The 22830-nt window shown below is 67.4% G+C and carries 23 protein-coding genes; 12 read left to right on the top strand and 11 right to left on the bottom strand.

All coding sequences use genetic code 11. The annotated features are described in order from the left end of the window. The first annotated feature begins 50 nt into the window (after positions 1-50). The 5 genes from radA (at position 51) to NO978_RS10350 (ending at position 3882) form a co-directional block, all read left to right on the top strand. Positions 51-1082, top strand: coding sequence for a DNA repair and recombination protein RadA (gene radA / locus NO978_RS10370; RefSeq protein ID WP_257299513.1), 1032 nt, complete (start codon positions 51-53; stop codon positions 1080-1082). 331 nt (positions 1083-1413) lie between these two features. Continuing rightward, complete coding sequence (locus NO978_RS10365; protein ID WP_257299512.1) at positions 1414-1812, top strand: DsrE family protein; 399 nt, start codon at positions 1414-1416, stop codon at positions 1810-1812. A 65-nt stretch (positions 1813-1877) separates the two neighbouring features. Further along, positions 1878-2117, top strand: a complete 240-nt coding sequence (locus NO978_RS10360) for a sulfurtransferase TusA family protein (protein WP_257299511.1) — start codon at positions 1878-1880, stop codon at positions 2115-2117. Between the two features lie 3 nt (positions 2118-2120). Beyond that, positions 2121-3263, top strand: a complete 1143-nt coding sequence (locus NO978_RS10355) for an NAD(P)/FAD-dependent oxidoreductase (protein ID WP_257299510.1) — start codon at positions 2121-2123, stop codon at positions 3261-3263. 10 nt (positions 3264-3273) lie between these two features. Further along, the gene (locus NO978_RS10350; protein ID WP_257299509.1) at positions 3274-3882 is read left to right on the top strand and encodes a DUF1641 domain-containing protein; all 609 of its coding nucleotides are present in this window, start codon (positions 3274-3276) and stop codon (positions 3880-3882) included. 54 nt (positions 3883-3936) lie between these two features. Here NO978_RS10350 and sufU read toward each other — a convergent pair whose 3' ends face one another. Further along, positions 3937-4365 (bottom strand): Fe-S cluster assembly sulfur transfer protein SufU, encoded by a 429-nt coding sequence (sufU, locus tag NO978_RS10345; RefSeq protein WP_257299508.1) that lies wholly within the window; start codon positions 4363-4365, stop codon positions 3937-3939. A 115-nt stretch (positions 4366-4480) separates the two neighbouring features. On the opposite strand from sufU, the gene NO978_RS10340 reads away from it, so the two are divergent. Next, positions 4481-6001, top strand: coding sequence for an LVIVD repeat-containing protein (locus NO978_RS10340; protein WP_257299507.1), 1521 nt, complete (start codon positions 4481-4483; stop codon positions 5999-6001). 19 nt (positions 6002-6020) lie between these two features. On the opposite strand, the gene NO978_RS10335 is transcribed toward NO978_RS10340, so the two are convergent. Both NO978_RS10335 and NO978_RS10330 read right to left on the bottom strand, forming a co-directional pair. Beyond that, positions 6021-6656, bottom strand: a complete 636-nt coding sequence (locus NO978_RS10335; protein WP_257299506.1) for an HD domain-containing protein — start codon at positions 6654-6656, stop codon at positions 6021-6023. Positions 6657-6696: 40 nt separating this feature from the next. Continuing rightward, entirely contained in the window at positions 6697-7944 is a 1248-nt protein-coding gene (locus NO978_RS10330; RefSeq protein ID WP_257299505.1) for an aminotransferase class V-fold PLP-dependent enzyme, read from the bottom strand. 231 nt (positions 7945-8175) lie between these two features. On the opposite strand from NO978_RS10330, the gene NO978_RS10325 reads away from it, so the two are divergent. From NO978_RS10325 to NO978_RS10310, 4 genes are all read left to right on the top strand, one after another. Further along, positions 8176-8733 (top strand): pre-rRNA-processing protein PNO1, encoded by a 558-nt coding sequence (locus NO978_RS10325; protein WP_257299504.1) that lies wholly within the window; start codon positions 8176-8178, stop codon positions 8731-8733. A 205-nt stretch (positions 8734-8938) separates the two neighbouring features. Further along, complete coding sequence (gene thsA / locus NO978_RS10320) at positions 8939-10618, top strand: thermosome subunit alpha (RefSeq protein ID WP_257299552.1); 1680 nt, start codon at positions 8939-8941, stop codon at positions 10616-10618. Between the two features lie 284 nt (positions 10619-10902). Further along, positions 10903-11403, top strand: a complete 501-nt coding sequence (locus tag NO978_RS10315) for a cyclic nucleotide-binding/CBS domain-containing protein (RefSeq protein ID WP_257299503.1) — start codon at positions 10903-10905, stop codon at positions 11401-11403. 70 nt (positions 11404-11473) lie between these two features. Beyond that, positions 11474-12466, top strand: coding sequence for an ornithine cyclodeaminase family protein (locus NO978_RS10310; RefSeq protein ID WP_257299502.1), 993 nt, complete (start codon positions 11474-11476; stop codon positions 12464-12466). On the opposite strand, the gene NO978_RS10305 is transcribed toward NO978_RS10310, so the two are convergent. Continuing rightward, positions 12463-12840, bottom strand: coding sequence for a DUF2237 family protein (locus NO978_RS10305; RefSeq protein ID WP_257299501.1), 378 nt, complete (start codon positions 12838-12840; stop codon positions 12463-12465). The two genes, NO978_RS10310 and NO978_RS10305, sit on opposite strands and share 4 nt — an antisense overlap. A gap of 50 nt (positions 12841-12890) precedes the next feature. After that, positions 12891-15773 (bottom strand): leucine--tRNA ligase, encoded by a 2883-nt coding sequence (leuS, locus tag NO978_RS10300; RefSeq protein ID WP_257299500.1) that lies wholly within the window; start codon positions 15771-15773, stop codon positions 12891-12893. Positions 15774-15922: 149 nt separating this feature from the next. Here leuS and NO978_RS10295 point away from each other — a divergent pair, with 149 nt between their 5' ends. Together NO978_RS10295 and NO978_RS10290 are read left to right on the top strand one after the other, a co-directional pair. Continuing rightward, the gene (locus NO978_RS10295) at positions 15923-16069 is read left to right on the top strand and encodes a hypothetical protein (protein WP_257299499.1); all 147 of its coding nucleotides are present in this window, start codon (positions 15923-15925) and stop codon (positions 16067-16069) included. Between the two features lie 10 nt (positions 16070-16079). After that, a complete protein-coding gene (locus tag NO978_RS10290) occupies positions 16080-16250 on the top strand; it encodes a hypothetical protein (protein WP_257299498.1) in 171 nt (56 codons plus the stop codon). 91 nt (positions 16251-16341) lie between these two features. Here the strand turns inward: NO978_RS10290 and NO978_RS10285 are convergent, their stop codons facing one another. From NO978_RS10285 to NO978_RS10260, 6 genes are all read right to left on the bottom strand, one after another. Beyond that, positions 16342-16746 (bottom strand): Hsp20/alpha crystallin family protein, encoded by a 405-nt coding sequence (locus NO978_RS10285; RefSeq protein WP_257299497.1) that lies wholly within the window; start codon positions 16744-16746, stop codon positions 16342-16344. Positions 16747-16934: 188 nt separating this feature from the next. Continuing rightward, the gene (locus NO978_RS10280) at positions 16935-18641 is read right to left on the bottom strand and encodes a Na+/H+ antiporter (RefSeq protein WP_257299496.1); all 1707 of its coding nucleotides are present in this window, start codon (positions 18639-18641) and stop codon (positions 16935-16937) included. Positions 18642-18818: 177 nt separating this feature from the next. Then, positions 18819-19625, bottom strand: coding sequence for a prephenate dehydratase (pheA, locus tag NO978_RS10275; RefSeq protein ID WP_257299495.1), 807 nt, complete (start codon positions 19623-19625; stop codon positions 18819-18821). A gap of 470 nt (positions 19626-20095) precedes the next feature. Then, positions 20096-21553, bottom strand: coding sequence for a dihydrolipoyl dehydrogenase (gene lpdA, locus NO978_RS10270; protein ID WP_257299494.1), 1458 nt, complete (start codon positions 21551-21553; stop codon positions 20096-20098). Between the two features lie 117 nt (positions 21554-21670). Then, on the bottom strand, positions 21671-22438 hold the full coding sequence (locus NO978_RS10265) for a winged helix-turn-helix domain-containing protein (protein ID WP_257299493.1): 768 nt from the start codon (positions 22436-22438) through the stop codon (positions 21671-21673). A gap of 227 nt (positions 22439-22665) precedes the next feature. Next, on the bottom strand, positions 22666-22815 hold the full coding sequence (locus tag NO978_RS10260) for a hypothetical protein (RefSeq protein ID WP_257299492.1): 150 nt from the start codon (positions 22813-22815) through the stop codon (positions 22666-22668). Between the last annotated feature and the right edge of the window lie 15 nt (positions 22816-22830).

Raw genomic sequence — 22830 nt, 5'->3', positions numbered from 1 at the left:
CACTCCCCTGTTTACGGGGCTTTATACCCTATCGGGACTCACGGACTGGTATGGCAGACGTAGACCTCGAGAAACTCCCCGGCGTGGGACCGGCAACGGCAGACAAGCTCCGCGACGCAGGCTTCGACTCCTTCCAGGGTATCGCAGTCGCCTCCCCCTCCGAGCTCTCGAACACGGCCGACGTTGGCGAGTCCAGCGCGGCCGACATCGTCCAGGCAGCCCGTGAGGAGGCTGACATCGGCGGCTTCGAGACCGGCTCGCAGGTGCTCGAACGACGCAACGAGATCGGCAAGCTCAGCTGGCAGATCGACGAGGTAGACGAGCTCCTCGGCGGCGGCGTCGAGACGCAGTCTATCACCGAAGTGTACGGCGAGTTCGGGGCCGGCAAGTCCCAGGTCACACACCAGCTCTCGGTGAACGTCCAGCTCCCGAAGGAAGTCGGCGGCTTGCACGGCTCCGTCATCTTCATCGACTCCGAGGACACGTTCCGCCCCGAGCGCATCGACGACATGGTCCGCGGGCTCCCCGAGGAAGCCATCGAGGCCACGCTGGAGGACCGCGGCATCGAGGGCTCGCCCGACGACGACGAGACGATGGAAGAGCTCGTCGACGACTTCCTCGACAAGACCCACGTCGCGAAGGCGTTCAACTCGAACCACCAGATGCTGCTCGCCGAGAAGGCACAGGAACTGGCCGGCGAACACGAGGACAGCGAGTGGCCAGTCCGTCTGGTCTGTGTCGACTCGCTCACCGCACACTTCCGCGCCGAGTACGTCGGTCGTGGCGAACTCGCCAACCGGCAACAGAAGCTCAACAAGCACCTCCACGACCTCGACAAGGTCGGCAATCTGTACAACTGCGCCGTCCTCGTCACCAACCAGGTCGCGTCGAACCCCGACTCGTTCTTCGGCGACCCGACCCAGCCCATCGGTGGTAACATCCTCGGCCACAAGTCCACCTTCCGGATGTACCTCCGCAAGTCCAAGGGCGACAAGCGCATCGTCCGCCTCGTGGACGCGCCGAACCTCGCCGACGGCGAGGCCGTCATGCGCGTGCAGGACGGCGGGCTGCGGCCCGAGTAACGGCATCGAAACCGAATCCGGTTTTTCTCTCGGGGAGTCGTAAGCCCCGTATAAACTGGCGACGCCACCTTCGCGTGCGCTTTCCTCGACATCTGTTTCCTGCGGTACGGGCACTTCCGCGACGAGGTCGGCTTCCAGGGCCAGCTCGCCGACAGCGTCGTGCTCGCGGTGGCGGTGGTACTCGCGGACCAGTTGGGACACGGTAGCAGCTGTCGGCGGACTGAGGCTCCGAGCAGGCCCCGGAGACGTGGCGCAAGCTGTTTCCCACAGTCTTGGAATTGCAGTACAAGACTATACCGGTCGGTGACGAACGTTCAGCTGTGAAGGCCCCATGAATGGTTACGCACTCGTCATCGCGACGGACGAATTCGAGAAGATCACCGCCGCCAGCATCATCGGCTCCATCGCGGCAGCCTCGGACATCCCGGTCGACGTGTTCGTGACGATGAACGGGCTCCGTCCGTTCGAACACGAGGTCGTCGAGACGCGGGACTTCGCGACGGGACCGCTCGGCGAGGCGATGCTGACGAGCGAGGAGACGGAGGTGCCCCTGTTCACGGAGCAGTTCCGTGACGCCAAGGAGATGGGCCCGATGAACCTCTACGCCTGCACGATGGCCATGGAGATGTGGGGCCGCGAGCTCGACGACTACGTCGACATCTTCGACGGAGAGCTCGGCGTCTCCGGCTTCCTGACGAAGGCCAGCGACAAGCAGGTGGTGTTCGTCTGAGCCCGCCCCGGTCGCCAGCCGCATCGCCCACCGAACATCACGACACGACAACGAGACATCCAACAATGAGCGAACAACTCACCGCCGACGTAACGATCGATGCCCGCGGTGCCGGCTGCCCCGGCCCCCTGATGGACCTCATCGGGAAGGTCAAGACGGCAGACAGCGGCACCGTCTTGAAACTGCAGACCTCAGACCGTGGCTCGGTCACGGACGTGCCCGAGTGGGTCGAGAAGGCCGGCCACGAGCTCGTCGAGACCGTCGAGCACGACGACTACTGGAGCATCTACGTCCAGAAGGCCTGAACCATGACCCGAATCGTCATCGTCGGGGGCGGCACCGGCGGCACCGTACTCGCCAACCGGCTCGTCGAGAACCTCGACCACGAGGTCGAAGCCGGCGAGGTCGAGGTGACGCTGGTGAACGACTCCCCCGACCACGTCTACAAGCCGACGTTCCTGTACGTCCCGTTCGGGAAGAAGACCACCGACGACGCGGTCCGGCCGCTCGCGGACCTGGTCGACCGGCGGGTCGACCTGGAGATCAACCGCGTCGTCGACATCGACACCGACGCGAAGGCTGTCGAGCTACAGGACGGCCGCGACACGCTGTCGTACGACCACCTCGTCCTCGCGACCGGCGCGAAGCTGGTGCCCGACGAGATTCCCGGTCTCGTCGAGGGTGGCCACCACTTCTACGGGGCCGAGGGTGCCGAGCAGCTCCGCGACGCGCTCGCCGACTTCGACGGCGGCCACCTCGTGCTGACCGTCGTCGGCGTCCCGCACATGTGTCCGGCCGCACCGGTCGAGTTCACGCTCATGGCCGACGAGTGGTTCCGCCAGCGGGGCATCCGCGACGAGGTCGAGATCACGTACACCTACCCCATTATGCGCCTGCACGGCCTCGAGTCCGTCTCGAACTGGATGGAACCCCGGTTCGAGGCGCGCGACATCCACACGGAGACGTTCTTCAACGCCGAGGCGGTCGACCCCGAGGCGGGCGTCATCAGCTCGATGGAGGGCGAGGAGCTCGACTACGACCTGCTCGTCGCCATCCCACCCCACGCGGGCGACGACCTGATCGCCGACTCGGGGCTCGGCGAGGACGGCTGGGTCGCCGTCGACAGGCACACCCTCGAAGCCGACCACGCCGAGGACGTGTACGCGATGGGTGACGCCGCCGACGTGCCGACCAGCAAGGCCGGCTCCGTCGCCCACTACGAGGCCGACGTCGTCGCGGACCGCATCGCCAGCGAGGTCCGCGGCCAGCTCCCGACCGCCACGTTCGACGGGAAGACCGTCTGCTTCATCGAGGCGGGCATGGACGAGGCGACGTTCGTCGAGTTCGACTACGAGCACTCGCCCGACCCGCGCGACGAGTCACGTCCCGTCCACTGGGCGAAGCTCGCATACAACGAGTCCTACTGGCTGACCGCCAGGGGACTGCTCTGAGGTGACACCCATGGCAGAATCACCACAGGAGTTCGAGCCGGAGCCGCTTACCGAGGCGATCGAGGAGAACCCGGAGGCGGTCGCCGAGTTCGTCGCCCGGCTCGACCGGGTGAACGAGCTGCTCGACGTGCTCGAACTCGGGACGAGCGCACTCGACGACGAGATGGTGACCCGCCTCACCAGCACCGGCTCGACGCTGGCCGAGTCAGCCGACGCGATGGCGACCGACGAGACCGTCCGGCTCGCCGAGGCCGTCGGCCGCGACGGCGACGAACTCGCCGACGCGATGACGACGGTCGCGGAGCTCCAGCGCAACGGCACGCTCGACGACCTCGCCGCGCTGTCGGACCTGCTGGCGCTCGCGAACGGGGCGCTCGACGACAAGATGGTGATGCGCCTCGCCGGTACTGGCACCGGCCTGGGCGAGCTCGCCGACACCGCCGCCGACCCGGACACCGCGCGCGGACTGGAGCGGGTGCTGGACGCAGTCGGCGACGCAAGCACCGAGGAGCCCGAACCAGTCGGCGCGCTCGGGCTCGTGAAGGCGACGCGGGACCCCGAGGTGAAGCGCGGGCTGGGCTACCTGGTCGCTATCGCACGGGCACTCGGGTCCGCGTGAGAACGAGTCCTGCAGTCGCCGATACGCGTTGCCGCGACGACACGGGAGCGCCGCTCACTCGTCTTCGTCTTCCGTCGTCGTCTTCTCCAGGTCGAGTTCGCCGCGGTAGATGTCCGCACCGTCCTGTGCCACTTTCTCCGCGAGCACCGCACACTTGACACGCATCGGCGAGATATCGACGCCGAGCATGTCGATTATGTCGTCCCGGTCCATCTCGGCGAGCTCGTCGAGGGTCTTTCCGCGGAGCTCCTGTGAGAACATGCTCGCGGCGGCCTGCGAGATCGCACAGCCGTCGCCGCGGAAGGCCGCGCCCGCGATGGTCTCCTCATCGTCCTCGAGCTTCACGTCGATGCGTATCTCGTCGCCGCACATCGGGTTCTCGCCGACGTGCGAGAACGTCGCATCCTCGATCTCCCCGTAGTTCCGGGGGTTCTTGTAGTGGTCGAGGATCTGCTGTCGGTACATGTCCGAGCCTGGTCCCATTGTTGTCCGAGGATAGGGGAGTTTGGTGCAAAAGGGTTCCGCAGCGGGGCAGAAGAGTCAAACACACGTTTGAGACTGGGACACACACTTGGCGTGGTCCGTCGTCTGTGTGCGTATGGTCCCGTACCCGACTGACCACTCCTCCGACCGCGTCTACCGTCGTGGCGTCCTCGCCGGCCTGGCGGGCGCCGCCGCCGCCGGTGTCGCCGGGACGACCGTGACCGCGTCGCGATCGACCGGGCAGGCGACGCCGCTCGAACCGACCGCGGAGCTGGCCATCGAAGGCGTCTGCGAGGCCGTCGTGAGCGAGGACGGAGAGACCGTCTTCGCGGCGACGCGCGACGGCTTCGCGACCGTCGACGTGAGCGACCCCGCGAACCCCACAGTCCTCGCCGAGGAGCGCGAGCTCACCCACGACGGAGAGGGGCCGATGCAGCGAATCTACGACGTGAAGTACGCCGACGACCGGCTCGTCGTCGCCGGGCCGAACGCCGGCGGCCGCGGCGAGTTCGCCGGGTTCTTCCTCTACGACGTGAGCGACCCCGCAGACCCGGAGCGACTCGCCTTCCAGCCGACGAACCACGGCATCCACAACTGCTTCTTCGACGGCACGCACGCCTACCTCACCGGCAGCGGCGTGCCGAACGAGCCGACGATGATCTACGACGTGACCGGCGACTCCCCCGAACAGGTCGGCGAGTGGTCCGCCGTCGACGAGAACGACGCGTGGCGCGACGCCGGCCGGAACTCCCTCTCGTGCCACGACGTGTACGTGCAAGACGACACGCTCTACGTCGCCTACTGGGACGCCGGTACGTGGGCCGTCGACGTGAGTGACCCCGCAAACCCGACTGCGACGACGAAGCTCGGCGAGCACTCCGCCGAGTACCTCGCCGACGTCGGCGACGGCTTCACGTCCGAGTTCATCGAGCTGCCCGGCAACGCCCACTACGTCCAGCCAAGTGCCGACGGCTCGGCGCTGTACGTCGGCAAGGAGGCCTGGGACCGCGAGGACACGTCCGAGCACGACGGCGGCCCGGGCGGCATCGAGCTCTGGTCGATGGGCGACGAGCCGGCCCGCGAGACCATCCTCGCACCGCCAGAGAACAACGACGGCGCGACCTCGCACAACTTCGGCGTCCGCGGCGACCGGCTCTACACCTCCTGGTACGGCGGTGGCGTCCGAGTGTACGACGTGGCCGACCCGGCTGCACCACGGCTCCTCGTCGGCTGGCGCGACGACGAGACCGCGGTGTTCTGGACAGCCAAGCCGTTCCACGAGGGGTTCCTCGGCGTGAGTTACCAGAACCCCGGGAACAGCCGCGAGGAGCGCCAGCAGGGCGTTGGTGCCCGTCTGCTGCTGTTCCCCGAACCCGAGAGCGACGGCGAGCCCGCCCCGACGATGGACCCCCGGCCGGTCCCGGGCCAGCGCGGCTCCGACGTGTCGACCACACGGCCGCCGGATTCCGGCAGCGGCGAGGGTGGCACGTCGGGACGGACCACGGCGGCCGGAAACGACGCCACGACCGAGAGCAACGACGGCGGCTCGCCCGGCTTCGGCGTGCTCGCCGCGCTCGCGGGCGTCGGCGCGGCCGCCGGGCTGGCGAGACGACGGCGACGGCGGGACGGGAAGTAGCCGAGGTGGGGTGGCGGGCTCAGCGTTCGCCGGCGACCTCCCCCTCGAACTGCTCGACGAACGTCTCGAGGAAGGCGTGGCGGTCGGCCGCCAGCGCCCGACCGGCATCCGTGTACATCCGGTCCCTGATACGGAGTAGCTTCTTGTGGACGTGGTTGAACGACGTCTCGCCGGCGGGCGAGTCGTCGGCCTCGGGCGGGAGCGTCGGGTCGTGGAGGGTCCGGCCATGCTCCCCGGCGTAGGCGAACGTCCGGGCGAGCCCGACAGCGCCGATGGCGTCGAGGTTGTCCGCGTCGGAGAGCAGCTTCGCCTCGCGGCTCTCTGGCTCGACGTCGTTCGAGAACCGGTGGGCGCGGATGCAGTGCGCGACGGCGTCGACGGTCGCCGGGTCGACCCCCTGCGTCTCGAGGATGCGTCGGGCCTCCGCGGCACCCCACTCGGCGTGGTCCGCTATCTCGCCGTCGCTCTCGCGCTTGCGCCCGATGTCGTGGAGCCAGGCAGCACCCAGGAGCACGTCCTCGTCGACCGCCCGGTCGGTGCGGCCGGCGAGCGTCTCGGCGTTCTCGACCACGCGCTCGACGTGGTGCCAGTCGTGCGTCGGAGCGAGCCCGCCGAAGTACGTCTCGGCGCGTTCGCGGAGGGCGGGGATGTCCATGGGTTCCGGCACCGATGCCAGTTGGAAAAACGGTTCGGAGCTACGCGAACAGCTCCCGCGCGTCGTCGATGGCGTCGACGAGGGTGTCGATCTCGGCTTCGGTGTTGTAGATGTAGAACGACGCGCGGGCTGAAGCGGCGACGCCGAGCTTGTCGTGTAGCGGCTGGGTGCAGTGGTCGCCGGCGCGGATGGCGACGCCGTAGTCGTTGACGATGCTCGCGAGGTCGTGGGCGTGGACGCTCCCGACGTTGAACGCGACGAGCCCGCCGCGACCCTGGTCCGGCGACGGGCCGAATATCTCCACGTCGTCGAACTCGCTCAGCTGCTCGTAGGCGTAGCGCGAGAGGCGCTCCTCGTGGCGCTGCACCCGCTCCATCCCGATGTCTTCGAGGTAGTCGATGGCCGCGTCGAGGCCGATGGCCTGTGCGATGAGCGGCGTGCCCGCCTCGAACTTCCAGGGCAGGTCGTTCCACGTCGAGTCCTCGAACGTGACCTTCCGTATCATGTCGCCGCCGTAGAGGTACGGCTGCATCGCCTCGAGGATGTGCTCCTTGCCGTAGAGCACGCCGATACCGGTCGGGCCGGCCATCTTGTGCCCCGAGAAGGCGTAGAAGTCGGCGTCGATGTCGCCCACGTCGACCGGTCGGGTCGGCACCGCCTGCGCGCCGTCGATGAACGCGTAGGCGTCGTGTTCGTGCGCGAGGTCGGCGAGCTCGGAGACGGGGTTGACGGTCCCGAGCGTGTTCGAGACGTGGACCGCGCTGACCATCTTCGTGTCGTCGGTGACGAGCTCGGCCGCCGCGTCCATGTCCAGCATGCCGTCCTCGTCGATGGGGATGTACTTCACCGTCGCACCGGTGCGCTTGGCGACCTGCTGCCAGGTGACCAGCGAGGCGTGGTGCTCCATCTCCGTGAGGACGACCTCGTCGCCCGGGCCCAGTTCCGCCAGCCCCCAGGCGTACGCGACGAGGTTCATCGCCTCCGTCGTGTTCTTCGTGAAGACGATCTCCTCGCGACCGTCGGCACCGATGAACTCCGCGACGCGGTCGTGGGCCTCCTCGTACGCGATGGAGGCCTCCTGGCTCAGCTGGTGCACCCCGCGGTGGACGTTCGCGTTGTAGCCGTAGTAGTAGTCGACGATGCTCTCGACGACCTGCTCCGGCGTCTGGCTCGTCGCCCCGTTGTCCAGGTAGACCAGCGGGACGTCGTCGCCGACCGTCCGCTCGAGGACCGGGAAGTCCTCGCGGATACGCTCGACGTCGAGTGGCTCGATGTCCTGCGTGCTCATTACGTTGTTTTGGGTGCCCTAGACCCAACTGTCCTTCGGTCGCTGACTGCGCTGCCGGTGTCTATGACCGAGAGGCCGCTCGCTCGTGGTCTCGAGCCCACGAGAGAGTCGAGTTTTCGGGTATCGTCATCACCGAACCCGGAACAAGAACCGACTACTCCAGAGAACAGCCGAGACACGCGAAACGTCCACTGCCGAAGTCTTAAACACGTCCGCGTGCTACGCCGTTCTATGCAGCAGCACGTGAAGATTCCGCAGGACCGCATCGGCGTGCTGATCGGCGAGGGCGGTGAGACGATGCGACGGATCGAGAACCGGGCCGGTGTCCGACTGGACATCGACTCGGAGAACGGCTCCGTCGCAATCGAGCAGGTCGGGGACCCCGTGGACGCGCTGAAGGGGCCCGACATCGTCCAGGCGATCGGTCGCGGCTTCCCACCGGAGGACGCGTTGACGTTACTCGACGACGAGATGCGGATGTTCGACCTCATCGACATCGACGCGGCGGCGCGCAACAAGCGCGACCGCAAGCGAAAGAAGGGTCGCCTCATCGGCGAGGACGGCCGGACCAGAGAGTTGATGGAGGAGTTGACGGGCTCGAGCGTCGTCATCTACGGCTCGACGCTGGGCGTCATCGGCGGGCCGGAGCAGGTCCAGATCGTCCGCGAGGCCGCAGAGCGACTGCTCGACGGCGCGCCGCACGGCTCGGTGTACGCCTTCCTCGAACGCAAGCACAACGAGCTGAAGCGCAAGGGGATGGACTACCACCGGTACCCCGGCGGGACGTAGGGCAGCGACGACGGTCACCGACCGTTTCTTCGGTCTCGACAGTGGCGAGCGAGGCGTCTCTCCTCCGCCGATTGGGTATATAAACCACCAGCCATGACAACGTTTACCAATCCTTTAGAGGGTGGAGTCTTGCGGTTTTGAGAACAGTCAACAAAAGGTTTATATAGAATGCCAATCAATCATTCAGACGACCATGGCTCAGCAAATGGGTAATCAGCCCCTCATCGTTCTCTCCGAGGACAGTCAGCGAACGTCCGGTAAGGACGCGCAGTCGATGAACATCACGGCCGGGAAGGCCGTCGCCGAGTCCGTACGCACCACACTCGGTCCGAAAGGAATGGACAAGATGCTCGTCGACTCGACGGGCGGCGTCGTCGTCACGAACGACGGCGTGACCATCCTGAAGGAGATGGACATCGAGCACCCGGCGGCCAACATGATCGTCGAGGTCGCCCAGACCCAGGAGGACGAGGTCGGCGACGGCACGACGAGCGCCGTCGTCGTCTCCGGTGAGCTCCTGAAGAAGGCCGAGGACCTCCTCGAGCAGGACGTCCACGCGACGACCGTCGCGAACGGCTACCGTCAGGCCGCGGAGAAGGCCAAGGAACTTCTCGAGGACGCCGCCATCGACGTCGACGATGACGACCGCGACTACCTCGAGCAGATCGCCGCGACCGCGATGACCGGCAAGGGCGCGGAGTCCTCGAAGGAGCTCCTCGCCGAACTCGTCGTCGACGCCGTCCTCTCCGTTCAGGACGAGGAAGGAATCGACGCCGAGAACATCAAGATCGAGAAGATCGTCGGCGGCTCGGTCGACGACTCCGAGCTCGTGGACGGCGTCCTCCTCGACAAGGTCCGCGCACACGACAACATGCCGTTCTTCGTCGAGGACGCGAACGTCGCCGTCATCGACGACGCACTCGAGGTCCGCGAGACCGAGATCGACGCCGAGGTCAACGTCACGGACCCCGACCAGCTCCAGCAGTTCCTCGACCAGGAGGAGAAGCAGCTCAAGGAGATGGTCGACACGCTCGTCGAGGCCGGCACTGACGCCGTCTTCGTCGACGACGGCATCGACGACATGGCCCAGCACTACCTCGCCCAGGAGGGCATCCTCGCGATCCGCCGCGTCAAGGACTCCGACGCGAAGCGCATCGCACGCGCGACCGGCGCCCGCGTCGTCGCCAACGTCGACGACATCGAAGAGGACGACCTCGGCTTCGCCGGCCGCATCAGCCAGCAGGACGTCGGTGGCGACGAGCAGATCCTCATCGAGGACGTCGAGGACGCCAAGTCCGTCACGCTCCTCCTCCGCGGCGGCACCGAGCACGTCGTCGACGAGGTCGAGCGCGCAATCGACGACTCGCTCGGCGTCGTCCGCGCGACCATCGAGGACGGCACCGTCCTCCCCGGTGGCGGCGCACCCGAGGTCGACGTCGCACTCCAGCTCCGTGACTTCGCCGACTCCGTCGGCGGCCGCGAGCAGCTGGCCGTCGAGGCCTTCGCCGACGCACTCGAGGTCATCCCGCGCACGCTCGCCGAGAACGCGGGTCTCGACTCCATCGACAGCCTCGTCGAACTCCGCTCGCGCCACGACGGCGGCGAGTACGCGGCCGGTCTCGACGCCTACACCGGCGACGTCATCGACATGGAGGACGAGGGTGTCGTCGAGCCGCTCCGCGTGAAGACTCAGGCCATCGAGAGCGCCACCGAGGCGGCCGTCATGCTCCTTCGCATCGACGACGTCATCGCCGCGGGCGACCTCTCCGGCGGTCAGGTCGACCCCGACGACGGCGGCGACGCCGGCGGCCCGCCCGCAGGCGGCGGCATGGGCGGCGGTATGGGCGGCATGGGCGGTATGGGCGGCATGGGCGGCGCGATGTAGATTTCGAGGAACGAGAAATCTCATCGCACGGCCGAGGGGGCCTCGGCCAAGGCTATGTGAAATCTGTCGGAGACAGATTTCCATAGGCCGTCTGGGCTTGCTCGGACGAAGCCGATGTAAGCCCGGCCGACGCCACACCACCCCGAGCCATCCGACCCGCGCACCGGCACTCGACCGACAATCGATTTCTTTCGACGCTACGCCCGTAGCTGCTGCCACGCGGACGGCACGACCCCCGGTCGATAGCCAAACGTTACTTGGCACCACATACTCGATGGTCAGCCATGCAGGTCCGCGATATCATGTCGGAACAGCCGGTCAGCGTCGACGAGGACGAGCCGGTGCGGACCGCGGTCGAGCTGATGGTCGACCGCCACATCGGGAGCATCATCGTGACCCGCCAGGGGGACGCGAAGCCATACAAGGTCGGCATCCTCACGCGGACCGACGTGCTCGCACTCGAGTGCGAGGACCACGACGAGCCAACGCCGCGCGGAGCGCTCACACGGTTGCTCGACCGGCTCCGCAGTTCGAGCCAGTCGCGGCTGGACACGGTCACCGTCGGCGAGGTGATGAGCACGCCGCTGGTGACCGTCTCGCCGAAGGTTGCCGTCGAGGACGTGGTGAAACAGATGCAGGCGGAGGGCGTCCGGCACATCGCCGTCACCGAGCAGCTCCAGGCCATCGGCGTCGTAACGCCGACGGACGTCATGGAACACCATCCGGAGGCGGTCGAGCTGGCCCGCCGGCTCGGCGGTCGCGGCCCGGACTGGGGCGACCAGTAAATTCGTCGTCGGTTGCCGCCGGTGGTCGGGTTCCGATTTAACTAAGTGCGGTGGTTCAGTAGCGCCAGACATGCAAACACTCCTCCTGAGCAGCGAGGACGTCGACGAGAACGCGCAGATGCCGGACGTCATCGGCGCGGTCGAGGACGCGTTCGCGGCCTACGAACACGGGAACGCACAGATGCCGGCGAAATCGTACATCGACCTCCCGCAGTACAACGGCGACTTCCGGTCGATGCCGGCGTACCTCAACGCCGAGTCGTGGGACGCGGCCGGTATCAAGTGGGTGAACGTACACCCGGACAACCCCGACGACCACGACCTCCCGACGGTGATGGGGACGATGATCTACTCCGACCCCGAGACCGCCTTCCCCCTCGCCATCATGGACGGCACCGAGCTGACGATGAAGCGCACGGGCGCGGCCGCCGCCGTCGCAACGGACTACCTCGCCGTCGAGGACGCGACCAGCCTCGGTATCGTCGGTGCTGGCGTCCAGTCGTACACCCAGCTCGACGCCATCGCCGAGGTCCGCCCCATCGAGGAAGTCGTCGTCAGCGACGTGCGCGACGATGCCGTCGAACGGTTCATCGACCGCTACGACGACGAGTTCGACGTCCGCGGCGGCTCCATCAGCGAGGCCGGCCACTGCGACGTGCTCTCCACCGTGACCCCGGTCGAGGACCCGCTCGTCTCCGCCGACGACCTCGGCGAGCACACCCACGTCAATGCGATGGGTGCCGACGCCGAGGGGAAACACGAGATCGCCGACGAGGTGCTGCTCGCCGCGAAGCTCGTCATCGACGACTACAAGCAGTGCACCCACTCCGGCGAGATCAACGTCCCGTGGAACGCTGGCGTCCTCGACGACGACGACATCGACGGCGAGATCGGCCAGATCGTGGCGGGCGAGCGTCCGGGCCGCACCGCCGACGACGGAGTCACCGTCTTCGACTCCACCGGCCTCGCAATTCAGGACGTTGCAACCGCGCACGTCGTCTTCGAGCACGCCGACGAGAACGACAACGGCACGCCCTTCGACCTGCTCGGCCTCGGGAACTAATCCTCGGCAGCGTACGCTTCGAGCGTCTCCATATCCACCGTCTCCAGCACCGCCTCGTTCGTCGCCGACAGGTCGACCGGCGGTGCCACGCCCTCTTCTTTCGCCTCCAGCCAGCGGCCGATGCAGAGACACCAGCGGTCGCCCGGGTGCAGCCCCGGGAACTCGAGTTCGGGCCGCGGCGTCACGAGGTCGTTGCCCTGCTCGCGGCTGTACTCCAGGAACTCCTGCGTGACGACCGCACAGATCTCGTGCCGGCCCAGGTCTTCGTCGACGTGGCGACAGCAGCCGTCGCGCAGGTAGCCAGTCGGCGGCTCCGAACAGCAGGGCGAGAGCGCCTCGCCGTGGACGTTCCGGTCGTCGTGATCGTCGCTCATAATCGGGCTTCGGACGGGAGGGAGAAAGACCTGTTCGACGGCGGCCGCGACTACTCGATGTGGACGGCCGGCCGGAACGGGATCGCCTGCCCCGCCTTCCCGCTGGGATCGACCACGTCCTCGTCGTCCTCGCGGTAGAGCTCGACGGTGGCGTCGTACTCGCGTTCGAGGGCGTCGAGCGCCTCGGCGTACACTGCCGCCTCGTCGAGGGTCGCGAGCGTCTCGAGCGTCTCGTCGTCGCGCTCGCGGACGACCGCGACGAGGTCCTGTACGAGGTCGTTGACCGCGTCGCCCCGCTCGCGGAGGTCCGGGTCGGACATGACCTGACTCATCACCGCACCCACGTCGGGGCCGGTCTCGACGACCTGTCCGAACACGTCGTGCTTCCAGTCGGCGGCGACGTAGACGCGGACGGTGTCGGGGTCCGTGTCGGTCACGTCGACGATGTCGCGCACGTCGTCGGTGAGGTCCGCGACGAGGGACTCCTCCACCTCGACCTGCGGGTCGACGAGCGCGTCGTCGACCGCGGGCCACAGCGCGTCCTCGGCGGGCTCGCCGGTCAGCTGCTCGTGCAGGTCGTTCGCCATGTAGGGGACGAACGGGGCGAGCATCCGGAGGCGGGCCTCCAGCACGGTACGGAGGGTACGCTGTGCGCCCTCGCGCTCGGTGTCGGTCCGCCGGCGGTACCAGCGCAGGTTCTCCTGGAAGTCGTAGAAAGCGGCCTGGCTCGCCGACCGGGTCTCGAAGTTCTCCATCGCCTCGGTGACGGTCTCGATCGTGTCCTGCAGCTGCGAGAGCAGCCAGCGGTCGATCCGCTGGAGGTCCTCGGCGTCGTCCGCCCCGACGGGGTCGGGCACCTCGCCGTCGCCGATGAGCTCCTCGGCCCGCCGCCAGAAGCGGTCGAGCTGGTCGCGTGTGCTCGTCACTTGGTCGGCGCGCCAGTCGAAGTCCTGCCACGGCTCCGCGGAGTTCATCAGGAAGAACCGGACCGTGTCCGCGCCGTAGCGGTCGATGGCCTCGCCGGGGAGGACGACGTGGCCCTTCGAGGAGGACATCTTCTCGCCCTCCAGCAGCCCCATGCCCATGACGGTGATGCCCTGGGGCCAGTTCGCCTGATCGAACAGCTCCGCGTGGTGGAACAGGTAGAACGTCAGGTGGTTGTTCACCAGGTCGTTCGCCGAGCAGCGGTAGTCGACGGGGTACCAGTAGTCCCACTCCTCGCGCAGCTCCAGGGCGGTCTCGTCGGGGTCGTCGACGGCCTCCGAGCCGTAGAACAGCGTGTCGAAGAACTCGCGGTCCATCGCCTCGGGGTCGACCTCGTCGATGCGGTGGGCGATGGTGTAGTACGACATGTACAGCGTCGAGTCCGACAGCGGCTCGATGACGAAGTCCTGGTCCCACGGCAGCCGCGTGCCGAGCCCGTAGTTCCGGATGCAGGGCCACTCGTTGAGCCAGTCGATGGTGTGGTCGTACTGCTCTCTGGTGTTCTCGGGGATAGCGTCGAGGCTCGCGACGGCCTCGTGGGTCGTCTCCTTCCAGTCGGGGTCGTTGTAGCGGAGGAACCACGTGTCCTGCTTGGCGACCTCGACGTCGCCGCCACAGCGACAGACGACCTCCTCGGAGAACTCCTGCATCGTACCGAAGGCCTCACCGAGATAGGACTGCTTGAACTCGTCGCGAACGTCCTCGACGACGCCACCGGCAAACTCGCCATACGCCGCGAGCAGCTCGCCGGAGTGGAACTCGGCGTTGTAGAGGTCCTGTGTCACCTGCTCCAGCTCTGGGTCCTCGGAGGACTCGATGCCGGCCGACTCGACGGCGTCTTTCGCGGGGATGTCGCCGTAGTCCTCGATTTCGAGGATGGGCACGGGTTCGAGTCCACGGACCTCGTCGGCGTCGATGCCGTACTCGGCCATCTTGTCGGCCGCTTCCTTCGCCTCCTGCAGCGCGAGATAGTCGTCAGGCGAGTGCGCGGGGACGGACATGACGACGCCAGTCGCGTTGTCCGCGTCGACGAACCCGGCAGGCAGGACGAGCACGTCGTCGCCGGTGACGGGGTTCGTCACCCGCTTGCCGACGAGGTCACCTCCCTCGTACTCGTAGCGGATCTCGACCTCGTGGCCCTGGAGCCTGAGCTTCTCGGCCGCGCTCGCGGAGACGAACCAGAACTCGCCGTCGACCTCTGCGACCACGTAGTCCGCCTCGGGGTCGACGAACGCGTTCGTCACACCACGAACGGTCTCGGGGCGCAGTGTCGCCATCGGCGCGACGACCTCGGCACCGTCGATCTCGGTCTCGAACTTGACCAGCGTGTACTCCTGGAACTCGGCCTCCTCGCCCTCCAGGATGTCGTGGGTCGTCACCGGCTGGTCCTCGTTCGTACAGTACTTGACCGGGTGGAGGCCCTTCTCCAGCAGGCCGCGCTGCTTGAGCGTCTCGTACTGCCAGGTGATGAACTTCGAGTAGCGCTCGTCGTTCGTCGTGAACTCGCGTCGCCAGTCGACGGAGATGCCGAGGCGCTTCATCCCCTTCTTGTAGTGCTCCTCGATGAAGTGCCGGGCGAAGCCCATCGGCGTCTCCATCTCGGAGAGCGTGTCCTCGGGGACGTTGTACGTGTTCTGCAGGACATCCATCTGCTCCGGTTCGCGCTTCTTGAGTCGCTCGACCGCGCCGATGATGGGCGTCCCGGTGACGTGCCACGCGATGGGGAACAGGACGTTGTCGCCCTGCTGGCGTCGGTATCTCGCATACACGTCCGGCACCGTGTAGGTCCGGGCGTGCCCGATGTGCATCCCGCCGCTGGGGTACGGGTACGGCACCGTGACGAACGTGGGGTCCTCGTCCGCGACGTCGCCGGGGTCCGCCTCGTAGCGCCCCTCGCTCCGCCAGCGGTCCCGCCACTCCGATTCGAGTGTCTGCGGGTCGTATGTCATGGGAAACCGTTCACTCGGAGTCGTTAAAAGGACTCTCTTTCGACAGCACGGAGCCGGTCGCACGGCGTCGAGGGACCGCGGTCCTGGGCAGCGACCCCCGGCTCACCGTGCCCACGTGAACTACGTCTGACGCAGCCCAGCTGCGGCTCGTGGGCGAGTTCACACACGAGGTGCAGGAGCGACTGGTCGCGGCCCTGGCAGCGGCGCGACCGGCGCTCGCGTGGCCGGTCGAGCATCGGGTCCGCCCAATGAGAAACACCGTGAAACTGCTCCGCTCGCTGGAGACGGATATCTGACGAGTACGAGGTGGTCGTCGCCTGCCAGGCGTTCAGCGCGTACTACGACCTCGCCACTGGCGGGGTGAGTACGAAACGCGAGAACGCGGCGTTCGTCGGACGACTCGCGGCCGACGCGTTCGACCGCGTGACGTTCCAGGCCGTCGAGTTCCCGGTCGAACCGCCGAAATGCGGGGCGTAGTGCCCCGATGCCTGGCCCGACGCAGTTGTGCCGACCATCGTCGCGGTCCTCGAGACGTTGCCGTAGCGACGGCCACCGATTTGGATTCCGGTCAGTCGATGTCGATCCGGTGACCCTCCTCGACGTCGAGCTTCGGCGCGGTGACGGTGAGCGTCCCGTTCGTGTAGCTCGCGCTGATGGCGTCCTCGTCGACGGCTTCGGGAAGACGGATGCTCCGGCTGACCGACGTCTGGCGCTCGCGGTGGACGTAGTGGCCGTCCGCTTCCTCCTCGGTCTCCTCCTCGCGGCTCGCGTCGATGGTGATGGCACCATCCGAGAACGTGAGTTCGATATCGTGGGTGTCGTAGCCGGGGACGTCCGCGACGATCTCGTACTCGTCGCCGTGGTCCTGCATGTCGACCGGCACCGATTCGAACGTCGGCGTACCCCTGTGCTCGAACTGTCGGCCCATACGGTCGAACATCTCCTCGAGTTCTTCGAACGGATTTCGTCGCATTGTATCCGACAGATACGGCGGGTGGACACTTAAACTCCTCGCGTAAGCACGTCGTTCGGTGGGGGCGAACAGGCGGACGGTCAGCCGGACGGCGCGTGTCCGCACACCCGCGAGACGCCGCCCGTCGGTACTCAGCGCACGGCGGGACTGGTCCCGGCTTCGGACAAAAGAGGACGGGTGGGTCGGGGCTACTCCTCGGTCTCGTCTTCGTCGAGCGCGGCAGCGGCGATGCCGAACTCCGCCGCACGGGTCCGCCAGAACTCCTCGTAGCCCTCCTCGTGCTCGCGGACGGTGGTCTCGCCCGAGTTGACGCGGTCGAGCTTGAGGTCGACCTCCTCCATCAGCCGGTCGCCCACGTCGTCGGAGATGACCCCCGAGCGCGTGGCGTCCATGATGGCGCTCTTCTCGCGCTGGAGCACCCGCCGCTCGCCGGCGAGCACCTCCTGGTGTCTGATGTCGGGATGCTCGTCCAACAACTCGCGGATGGCAGTGTCGAGGTCCGCCTTCTCGCGCTCGTACTCCGTGGTGAACTCCTCGTACGTCGAGGCCGAGAGCTCGCCGGCGGATTCCAGCTCCTCGGCCGCGTCGAGCGCGCTGTCGACCGCCCGTGCGCGACCGACGAGCAGTTCGTACAGTTCGGCGGCCGGGGAGCGCGTGACGATGCCGAGTCCGTTCAGCAGCCGCCCCATCGAGAGCCCCTGCACGATGAGGCTGAACGCGGCGACGCCGAACACCATCGCCCGGAGCTCCTCCCGGAAGGGGAACGGCGTGCCCGAGGGCAGCGTCGCCGGCAGCCCGAGCACCAGCGCGATGGGGATGGAGCCGTGCAGCCCGCCCCACACCATCACGTGCTGGTAGGAGAGCGAGACGTCGTTCGACTGGAACTGGTTCAACAGCGTCGTGATGGGATAGACGATGATGGCCCGGACAACCACCACGAGCACGATGGCGACGAGGATGAGCCGGCCGTGTTCGAGCAGCTGGTTCACCGGCGTCGCCGTGCCGATAGCGACGAAGATGAACGTGTTGACGATGAACGCGGCGGTCTCCCACGTATTGAAGATGGAGATCTTCGTCTGCGGGCTCATCGCGTACTCCGCGCCCTTGTTCCCGATGAACAGCCCGGCCACGACGGTCGCGATGACACCGGAGACGCCGACGTAGTGCTCGGCCAGCAGGAAGCTCCCGTACGCGAGGATGGCCGTGAGCACGATCTCGGTCATGTGTTCGTCGAGGTTGATCATCACGCGGTAGACGAGATAGCCCGCCACCAGCCCGACGACGGTGCCGCCGACGCTGGAAACGACGATTTCGAGGCCCACGTCGACGACGAGGTCGGACGTGAACGCGATGTCGCCGCTCTGGCCCGCCTCCTCGACGAGCGCGAGCAGTGCGGTGAACACGACGACGCCAACCCCGTCGTTCAGCAGGCTCTCGCCCTCGACGATGGTCGCAAGGCGCTCCGGCGCACCGAGCTCCTCGAACAGCGCGAGCACCGAGACCGGGTCCGTCGGCAGGATCATCGACGCGAACAGCAGTGCGATCAGCAGCGGGAAGTCGAACGCTGCCTCCCCGACGACGCCCAGAATCAGCACCGAGATGATCAGTCCGGGAACAGCCAGCGCGAGAATCGGGGGGAGGTTCCGCCGGAACTGTTCGAGGTCCGTCGTCGCCGCACCTTCGAACAGCAGTGGTGGGAGCAGGACGAGCAGGATGATGTCGTGCGAGAGCTCGATGCCGAACTGCACCCCGAGGATAGACGCCGCCAGCCCGGCGAGCAACAGCGCGATGGTGTAGGGGAAGTTCCCGACCTTCGCGACGACGACACCGACGCCAGCAGCGAGGATAAAGACGCTGAGGAGGTTCAGGAGTTCGGTCTCGATACCGGTAACCATGGTTGCGGTACCGCGGGGGTGGCAATTAAGTGTGTTGTGTCGGCTGTGATTGGTAGTTGAGCAGGTTCTGGTCGTTCCTCAAACTGGCCTAACCAGACAGTACCTTACGGTGAAATTTCCCAGAACGGATTCAGATAGACAGCTGTTCCCGGTCAATGCATCCGAATCGCCGATAGATCACTCCAGCACGTGCTCGACATCGTACGACCCGAGCACCCGGACCCAGCCGGCGCTCGCCAGCTCCTCGACGTCCTCCAGCGCGGCCTGCGTGCGCTCCTCGAACAGGCCGGCGTCGACGTCGACGTGGAAGGCGTAGTCGCCGAGGCGCTCACCGGAGGGGCGGGATTCGAGCCGGGAGAGGTTGATATCGCGGTCGGCGAAGGGTTCGAGCAGTTCGAGCAGAAGCCCGGGGTAGTTCGCACCGGGGTAGACGACGAGGGTGGTCTTGCCGCCGGCGTCGGCGCGGTCCGCGGGCGGGGCGACGACGAAGAAGCGGGTCGCGTTCGACGTGCGGTCCTGGATGTCCTCCGCGAGCAGCGAGACGGTGTCGTCGGCGGTGCCGGGGTGAGCGATGGCCGCGACGGACTCGTCCCCGCGCGCCTGCTCGACGCCCCGGGCTGTGCTCGCGACGGCCTCGCGGTCGGCGTCGGGGTAGTTATCGTCGAGGAAGCCGCGGCACTGTGCGAGCGCCTGCGGGTGGCTCGCGACAGTGTCGAACTCGTCGCGCTGGGCGAGCAGTGCGTGCCGGATCGGCGTGACGACCTCTTGCGTGACCGCCACGTCGAACTCGGCGAGGGCGTCGAGCGTCTCGGTGACGCTGCCCTCGATGCTGTTCTCGATGGGGACGACGCCGCGCTCGGCGTGGCCGTCGGCAACGGCCTCGACGATACTCGTCACGGACTCGCGGAACTCGACCCCGTCGGCGACGGCGCTGGCGGCGCGGTGCGAGTATGTCCCGGCGGGCCCGAGCGTGACGACTGGCATGGCTCCCCGTACATCGGTGGTGGGCAAAAGGCCGTCGGGGCGACAGTCAGCGTCGCTGGTCCGCCTCCGCGTCTGCGCTGTCGCCGTCGTCCTCGGCGAGTGCCAGGCCGAGGGTGACGAACACGATGCCGAGCACGACACAAAACAGCAAGTACGTGCCGGTGGCTCGGCTAGCATGGCGTGGAAGCCCGGGTAGGTAGGCGCTGCACAGGATGGACGACGGCCCCGCGGCCGGGGCACTCCAGATGGGACTCTGATCAGCTGCCGGGTCGGTGCCCTATCGCGAGCAGTCGGCCCGGCGGCTCCAGGCCTCCGTGGGCCGGACAGCCGCCGGGAGACCGCTACAGCATCCTGCTGTCGCTCTCCCCCAGCTACACCCGATACACTGGAAGTACATTGTTAGAAACCTCCTACCGAGACGGGCGGACACCCCCGCCGCGAGCAGTGTTTGCCGGAGCTGTCTGTCGGTTCTACCGGTTCAGCGTGTGGATAGCGTGGCCGAGCGCGTTCTCGGCGGCCTCCATCGTCGACTCGGCGAGGGTCGGGTGCGTGTGGACCGTCGAGGCGATGTCCTCGAGCGTCGCACCCATCTCGATGGCGAGTCCGAGTTCGGCGACGAGTTCGCTGGCCTCCGGCCCCACGATCTGTGCGCCCAACACGAAGCCGCTGGGTTCGTCGGCGACGATGCGGACGAAGCCGTCGGTCTCGTTGGCGGTCATCGCGCGACCGCTGGCGTTGAACGGGAACTTGCCGGTGATCGGCTCGAAGCCCTGTTCTTCTGCCTCGTCGGCGGTCAGGCCGACGGTGCCGATCTCGGGCGAGGTGAAGACGGCGGCGGGCATCGCCTGGTAGTCGACCGCCGACGGCTCGCCGGCGATGACCTCCGCGGCGACCTGCCCCTCCGTGCTGGCCTTGTGGGCGAGCATCGGCTCGCCGGCGACGTCGCCGACCGCGAAGATGTGGTCCTTCTCGGTGCGTGCGCGGTCGTCGGTCTGGATGAAGCCGTTCTCGTCGGACTCGATGCCGGCCGCTTCGAGGTCCATCGTGTCGGTGACGGGCTGGCGGCCGACCGCGACGAGCACCTTGTCGCCCGAGAGCTCGAGGACCTCCTGCTCCTCCGCCTCGGCGGCCTCGCCACCGTCGGCGGCTGCGGGCGCGGCGGTGACGACGACGCCGTCACCCGACTGTTCCCAGTCCTCGGCGGTGTAGCCGAAGTGGAACTCGACGCCGAGCTCCTCGGCGTGCTTGCGGACGACCCGGCTCACGTCGTCCTCGTACGGCGGCAGCACGTCGTCGAGCATCTCGATGACGGTCACGTCGGTGCCGAGGCGGGCGTAGACGCCGGCGAGCTCCATGCCGATGTAGCCCGCACCGACGACGACCAGCTCGTCCGGGACGGTCTGGAGGTCCAGCGCCGCCTCGGCGGAGATGACGTGCTCGCCGTCGAACTCGAAGCCGGGCACCTGGATGGGCCGCGAGCCGGTGGCGATGATGCAGTGCTCGAAGTCGATGGACTCGCTGCCCTGCCCTTCGCCGCCGTGAACGACGCGGACCGATTTCTCGCCGGAGAACTCGGCGGTCCCCTCGACGAGGTTGACGCCGTTGGCCTTGCAGAGCTTCTCGACGCCGCCGGTCAGCCCGTCGACCACGCCGTCCTTCCAGTTCATCATCTGCGAGAGGTCCACGGCGGGGTTCGCGTGGATGCCGAGGTCCTCCGCGTTGCCCGCGTCGTGGGCCAGCTTCGAGCCCGTGATGAGCGCCTTCGACGGGATGCAGCCCCGGTTGAGGCAGGCCCCGCCGTAGGCGTCGCGCTCGACGAGCGTCACGTCGAGGTCGAGCTGTCCGGCGCGGATGGCGGCCACGTAGCCCCCCGGACCCGCGCCGATGACCAGTACGTCCGTGCCAGTAGTGACGTCTCCGACGACCATACTACAACACCCGACCAGCAGCCATAAAAAGCCGCAGGAATTGCCAGTGCGGCCAGAACCCGGAGACGGAGCGCCGATGTGGGTCGGCCCATGTGGGCACGTGACAGGAAATTCCGGTCAGTCGAGCCGCTCCGCCCGGTCCCGACAGTCCTCGAACACGCCGCGGCCCCACGCGACGGCGTCCGGGTCGTCCGTTGTCGCCACGGCAGCGACAGCACCGCTCCCCGCGTCGTAGCTCGGAACCACCAGCGTATCGTCGTAGATGGCGATGTCGAGCGGCAGCTCGTCGGCCAGGTACGTCGCCGTGGTGTCCAGCCCCATGAGTTCGTCGTGCCCCTCGCCGTGCTGGTCGCGGACACCGTCGAACGCCCCTGGCGTGAGCACCCACTCGACCGCGACGCCGCTCCGGACGACCTCGTACGTCCGTTCCATCACCGTCGGCGACCCGAACGAGGTCGTGACCCCGACCATCTTCCGGGTGGTTTCGCCGACGATAGCCGCGAGCTCCTGGTCGATGCGGTACGGGGCCGACGGGTCCGCGGTGAGCACCGTCTCGTCGGTGAAGAGATGGGTGTTCGAGACGAGTTCCGGCGCGTCGACGCGTGCCAGTACGGGTGCCAGCGTCAGTGCACCCGTCAACCCTGCCTCGAACGACTCGACGCGTGTGAGGACGGCTCGCCCGAGACCAGTCAAGCGGTAGTCACCCGCCTCCCGCTCCAGCAGCCCGCGCTCGGCCAGCACGTTCGTCGCCCGGTAGGCCGTCGCACGCGAGACGCCCGCACGCTCTGTGAGGGTACCTCGGTCGATGGGACCGTCGCGGCAGGCCGCGAGGACGGGTGCACGCTGTAGCAGGGCGACGGCGTCGTCGACAGCCTCCCGGTCCATGTGGCCGTATTCGAGGGGGCCGAGTTAACCGTTCGCAAACTGTGACGGTGTCTCACGGGTGAGACGCCGTCTCAGCGGTGCGTATAACACGTGTCCGTGCGTCCCGATAGTCGGGCAGGCCGAATCGCTTCGACGGCCCGGGGGGACCGTCGGGCACTGCCGAGTGTGCGACCGTCGGGGGGCGGTCGCAACGGGGGACCGGAGTGACCCACCATCAGGGTCCACTCCTACGCGACAGCGGCGACCTGTGTCCGTTTTTCACGCCTCGCGTACTGTCTGTCGACCGTAGCGCCGGCGACGCCGGCGGCGACGCTCGCGAGCAGCGTGGGACGGCCGGGCGAAATGACTGCTCGTTCCGCGTGTGCCACGATACGCATCCCTGTCTGTGCGGT

This window comes from Haloarchaeobius sp. FL176 (assembly GCF_024609245.1).
Taxonomy (GTDB): domain Archaea; phylum Halobacteriota; class Halobacteria; order Halobacteriales; family Natrialbaceae; genus Haloarchaeobius.
Note: the sequence above shows the minus strand (reverse complement) of the source record. Positions and strands in the feature narration are given on the sequence as shown.

What these genes read in the sequence shown, in the direction of transcription:
- NO978_RS10360 (WP_257299511.1), top strand. Translation starts at nt 1,878, where the DNA reads ATGAGCGAACAACTCACCGCCGACGTAACGATCGATGCCCGCGGTGCC.
- NO978_RS10350 (WP_257299509.1), top strand. Translation starts at nt 3,274, where the DNA reads ATGGCAGAATCACCACAGGAGTTCGAGCCGGAGCCGCTTACCGAGGCG.
- NO978_RS10265 (WP_257299493.1), bottom strand. Translation starts at nt 22,438, where the DNA reads ATGGACCGGGAGGCTGTCGACGACGCCGTCGCCCTGCTACAGCGTGCA.
- NO978_RS10260 (WP_257299492.1), bottom strand. Translation starts at nt 22,815, where the DNA reads ATGCGTATCGTGGCACACGCGGAACGAGCAGTCATTTCGCCCGGCCGT.
- lpdA (WP_257299494.1), bottom strand. Translation starts at nt 21,553, where the DNA reads ATGGTCGTCGGAGACGTCACTACTGGCACGGACGTACTGGTCATCGGC.
- leuS (WP_257299500.1), bottom strand. Translation starts at nt 15,773, where the DNA reads ATGACATACGACCCGCAGACACTCGAATCGGAGTGGCGGGACCGCTGG.
- NO978_RS10310 (WP_257299502.1), top strand. Translation starts at nt 11,474, where the DNA reads ATGCAAACACTCCTCCTGAGCAGCGAGGACGTCGACGAGAACGCGCAG.
- thsA (WP_257299552.1), top strand. Translation starts at nt 8,939, where the DNA reads ATGGGTAATCAGCCCCTCATCGTTCTCTCCGAGGACAGTCAGCGAACG.
- NO978_RS10365 (WP_257299512.1), top strand. Translation starts at nt 1,414, where the DNA reads ATGAATGGTTACGCACTCGTCATCGCGACGGACGAATTCGAGAAGATC.
- NO978_RS10355 (WP_257299510.1), top strand. Translation starts at nt 2,121, where the DNA reads ATGACCCGAATCGTCATCGTCGGGGGCGGCACCGGCGGCACCGTACTC.
- NO978_RS10340 (WP_257299507.1), top strand. Translation starts at nt 4,481, where the DNA reads ATGGTCCCGTACCCGACTGACCACTCCTCCGACCGCGTCTACCGTCGT.
- NO978_RS10280 (WP_257299496.1), bottom strand. Translation starts at nt 18,641, where the DNA reads ATGGTTACCGGTATCGAGACCGAACTCCTGAACCTCCTCAGCGTCTTT.
- NO978_RS10330 (WP_257299505.1), bottom strand. Translation starts at nt 7,944, where the DNA reads ATGAGCACGCAGGACATCGAGCCACTCGACGTCGAGCGTATCCGCGAG.
- NO978_RS10285 (WP_257299497.1), bottom strand. Translation starts at nt 16,746, where the DNA reads ATGCGACGAAATCCGTTCGAAGAACTCGAGGAGATGTTCGACCGTATG.
- NO978_RS10325 (WP_257299504.1), top strand. Translation starts at nt 8,176, where the DNA reads ATGCAGCAGCACGTGAAGATTCCGCAGGACCGCATCGGCGTGCTGATC.
- NO978_RS10305 (WP_257299501.1), bottom strand. Translation starts at nt 12,840, where the DNA reads ATGAGCGACGATCACGACGACCGGAACGTCCACGGCGAGGCGCTCTCG.
- radA (WP_257299513.1), top strand. Translation starts at nt 51, where the DNA reads ATGGCAGACGTAGACCTCGAGAAACTCCCCGGCGTGGGACCGGCAACG.
- NO978_RS10335 (WP_257299506.1), bottom strand. Translation starts at nt 6,656, where the DNA reads ATGGACATCCCCGCCCTCCGCGAACGCGCCGAGACGTACTTCGGCGGG.
- NO978_RS10315 (WP_257299503.1), top strand. Translation starts at nt 10,903, where the DNA reads ATGCAGGTCCGCGATATCATGTCGGAACAGCCGGTCAGCGTCGACGAG.
- sufU (WP_257299508.1), bottom strand. Translation starts at nt 4,365, where the DNA reads ATGGGACCAGGCTCGGACATGTACCGACAGCAGATCCTCGACCACTAC.
- pheA (WP_257299495.1), bottom strand. Translation starts at nt 19,625, where the DNA reads ATGCCAGTCGTCACGCTCGGGCCCGCCGGGACATACTCGCACCGCGCC.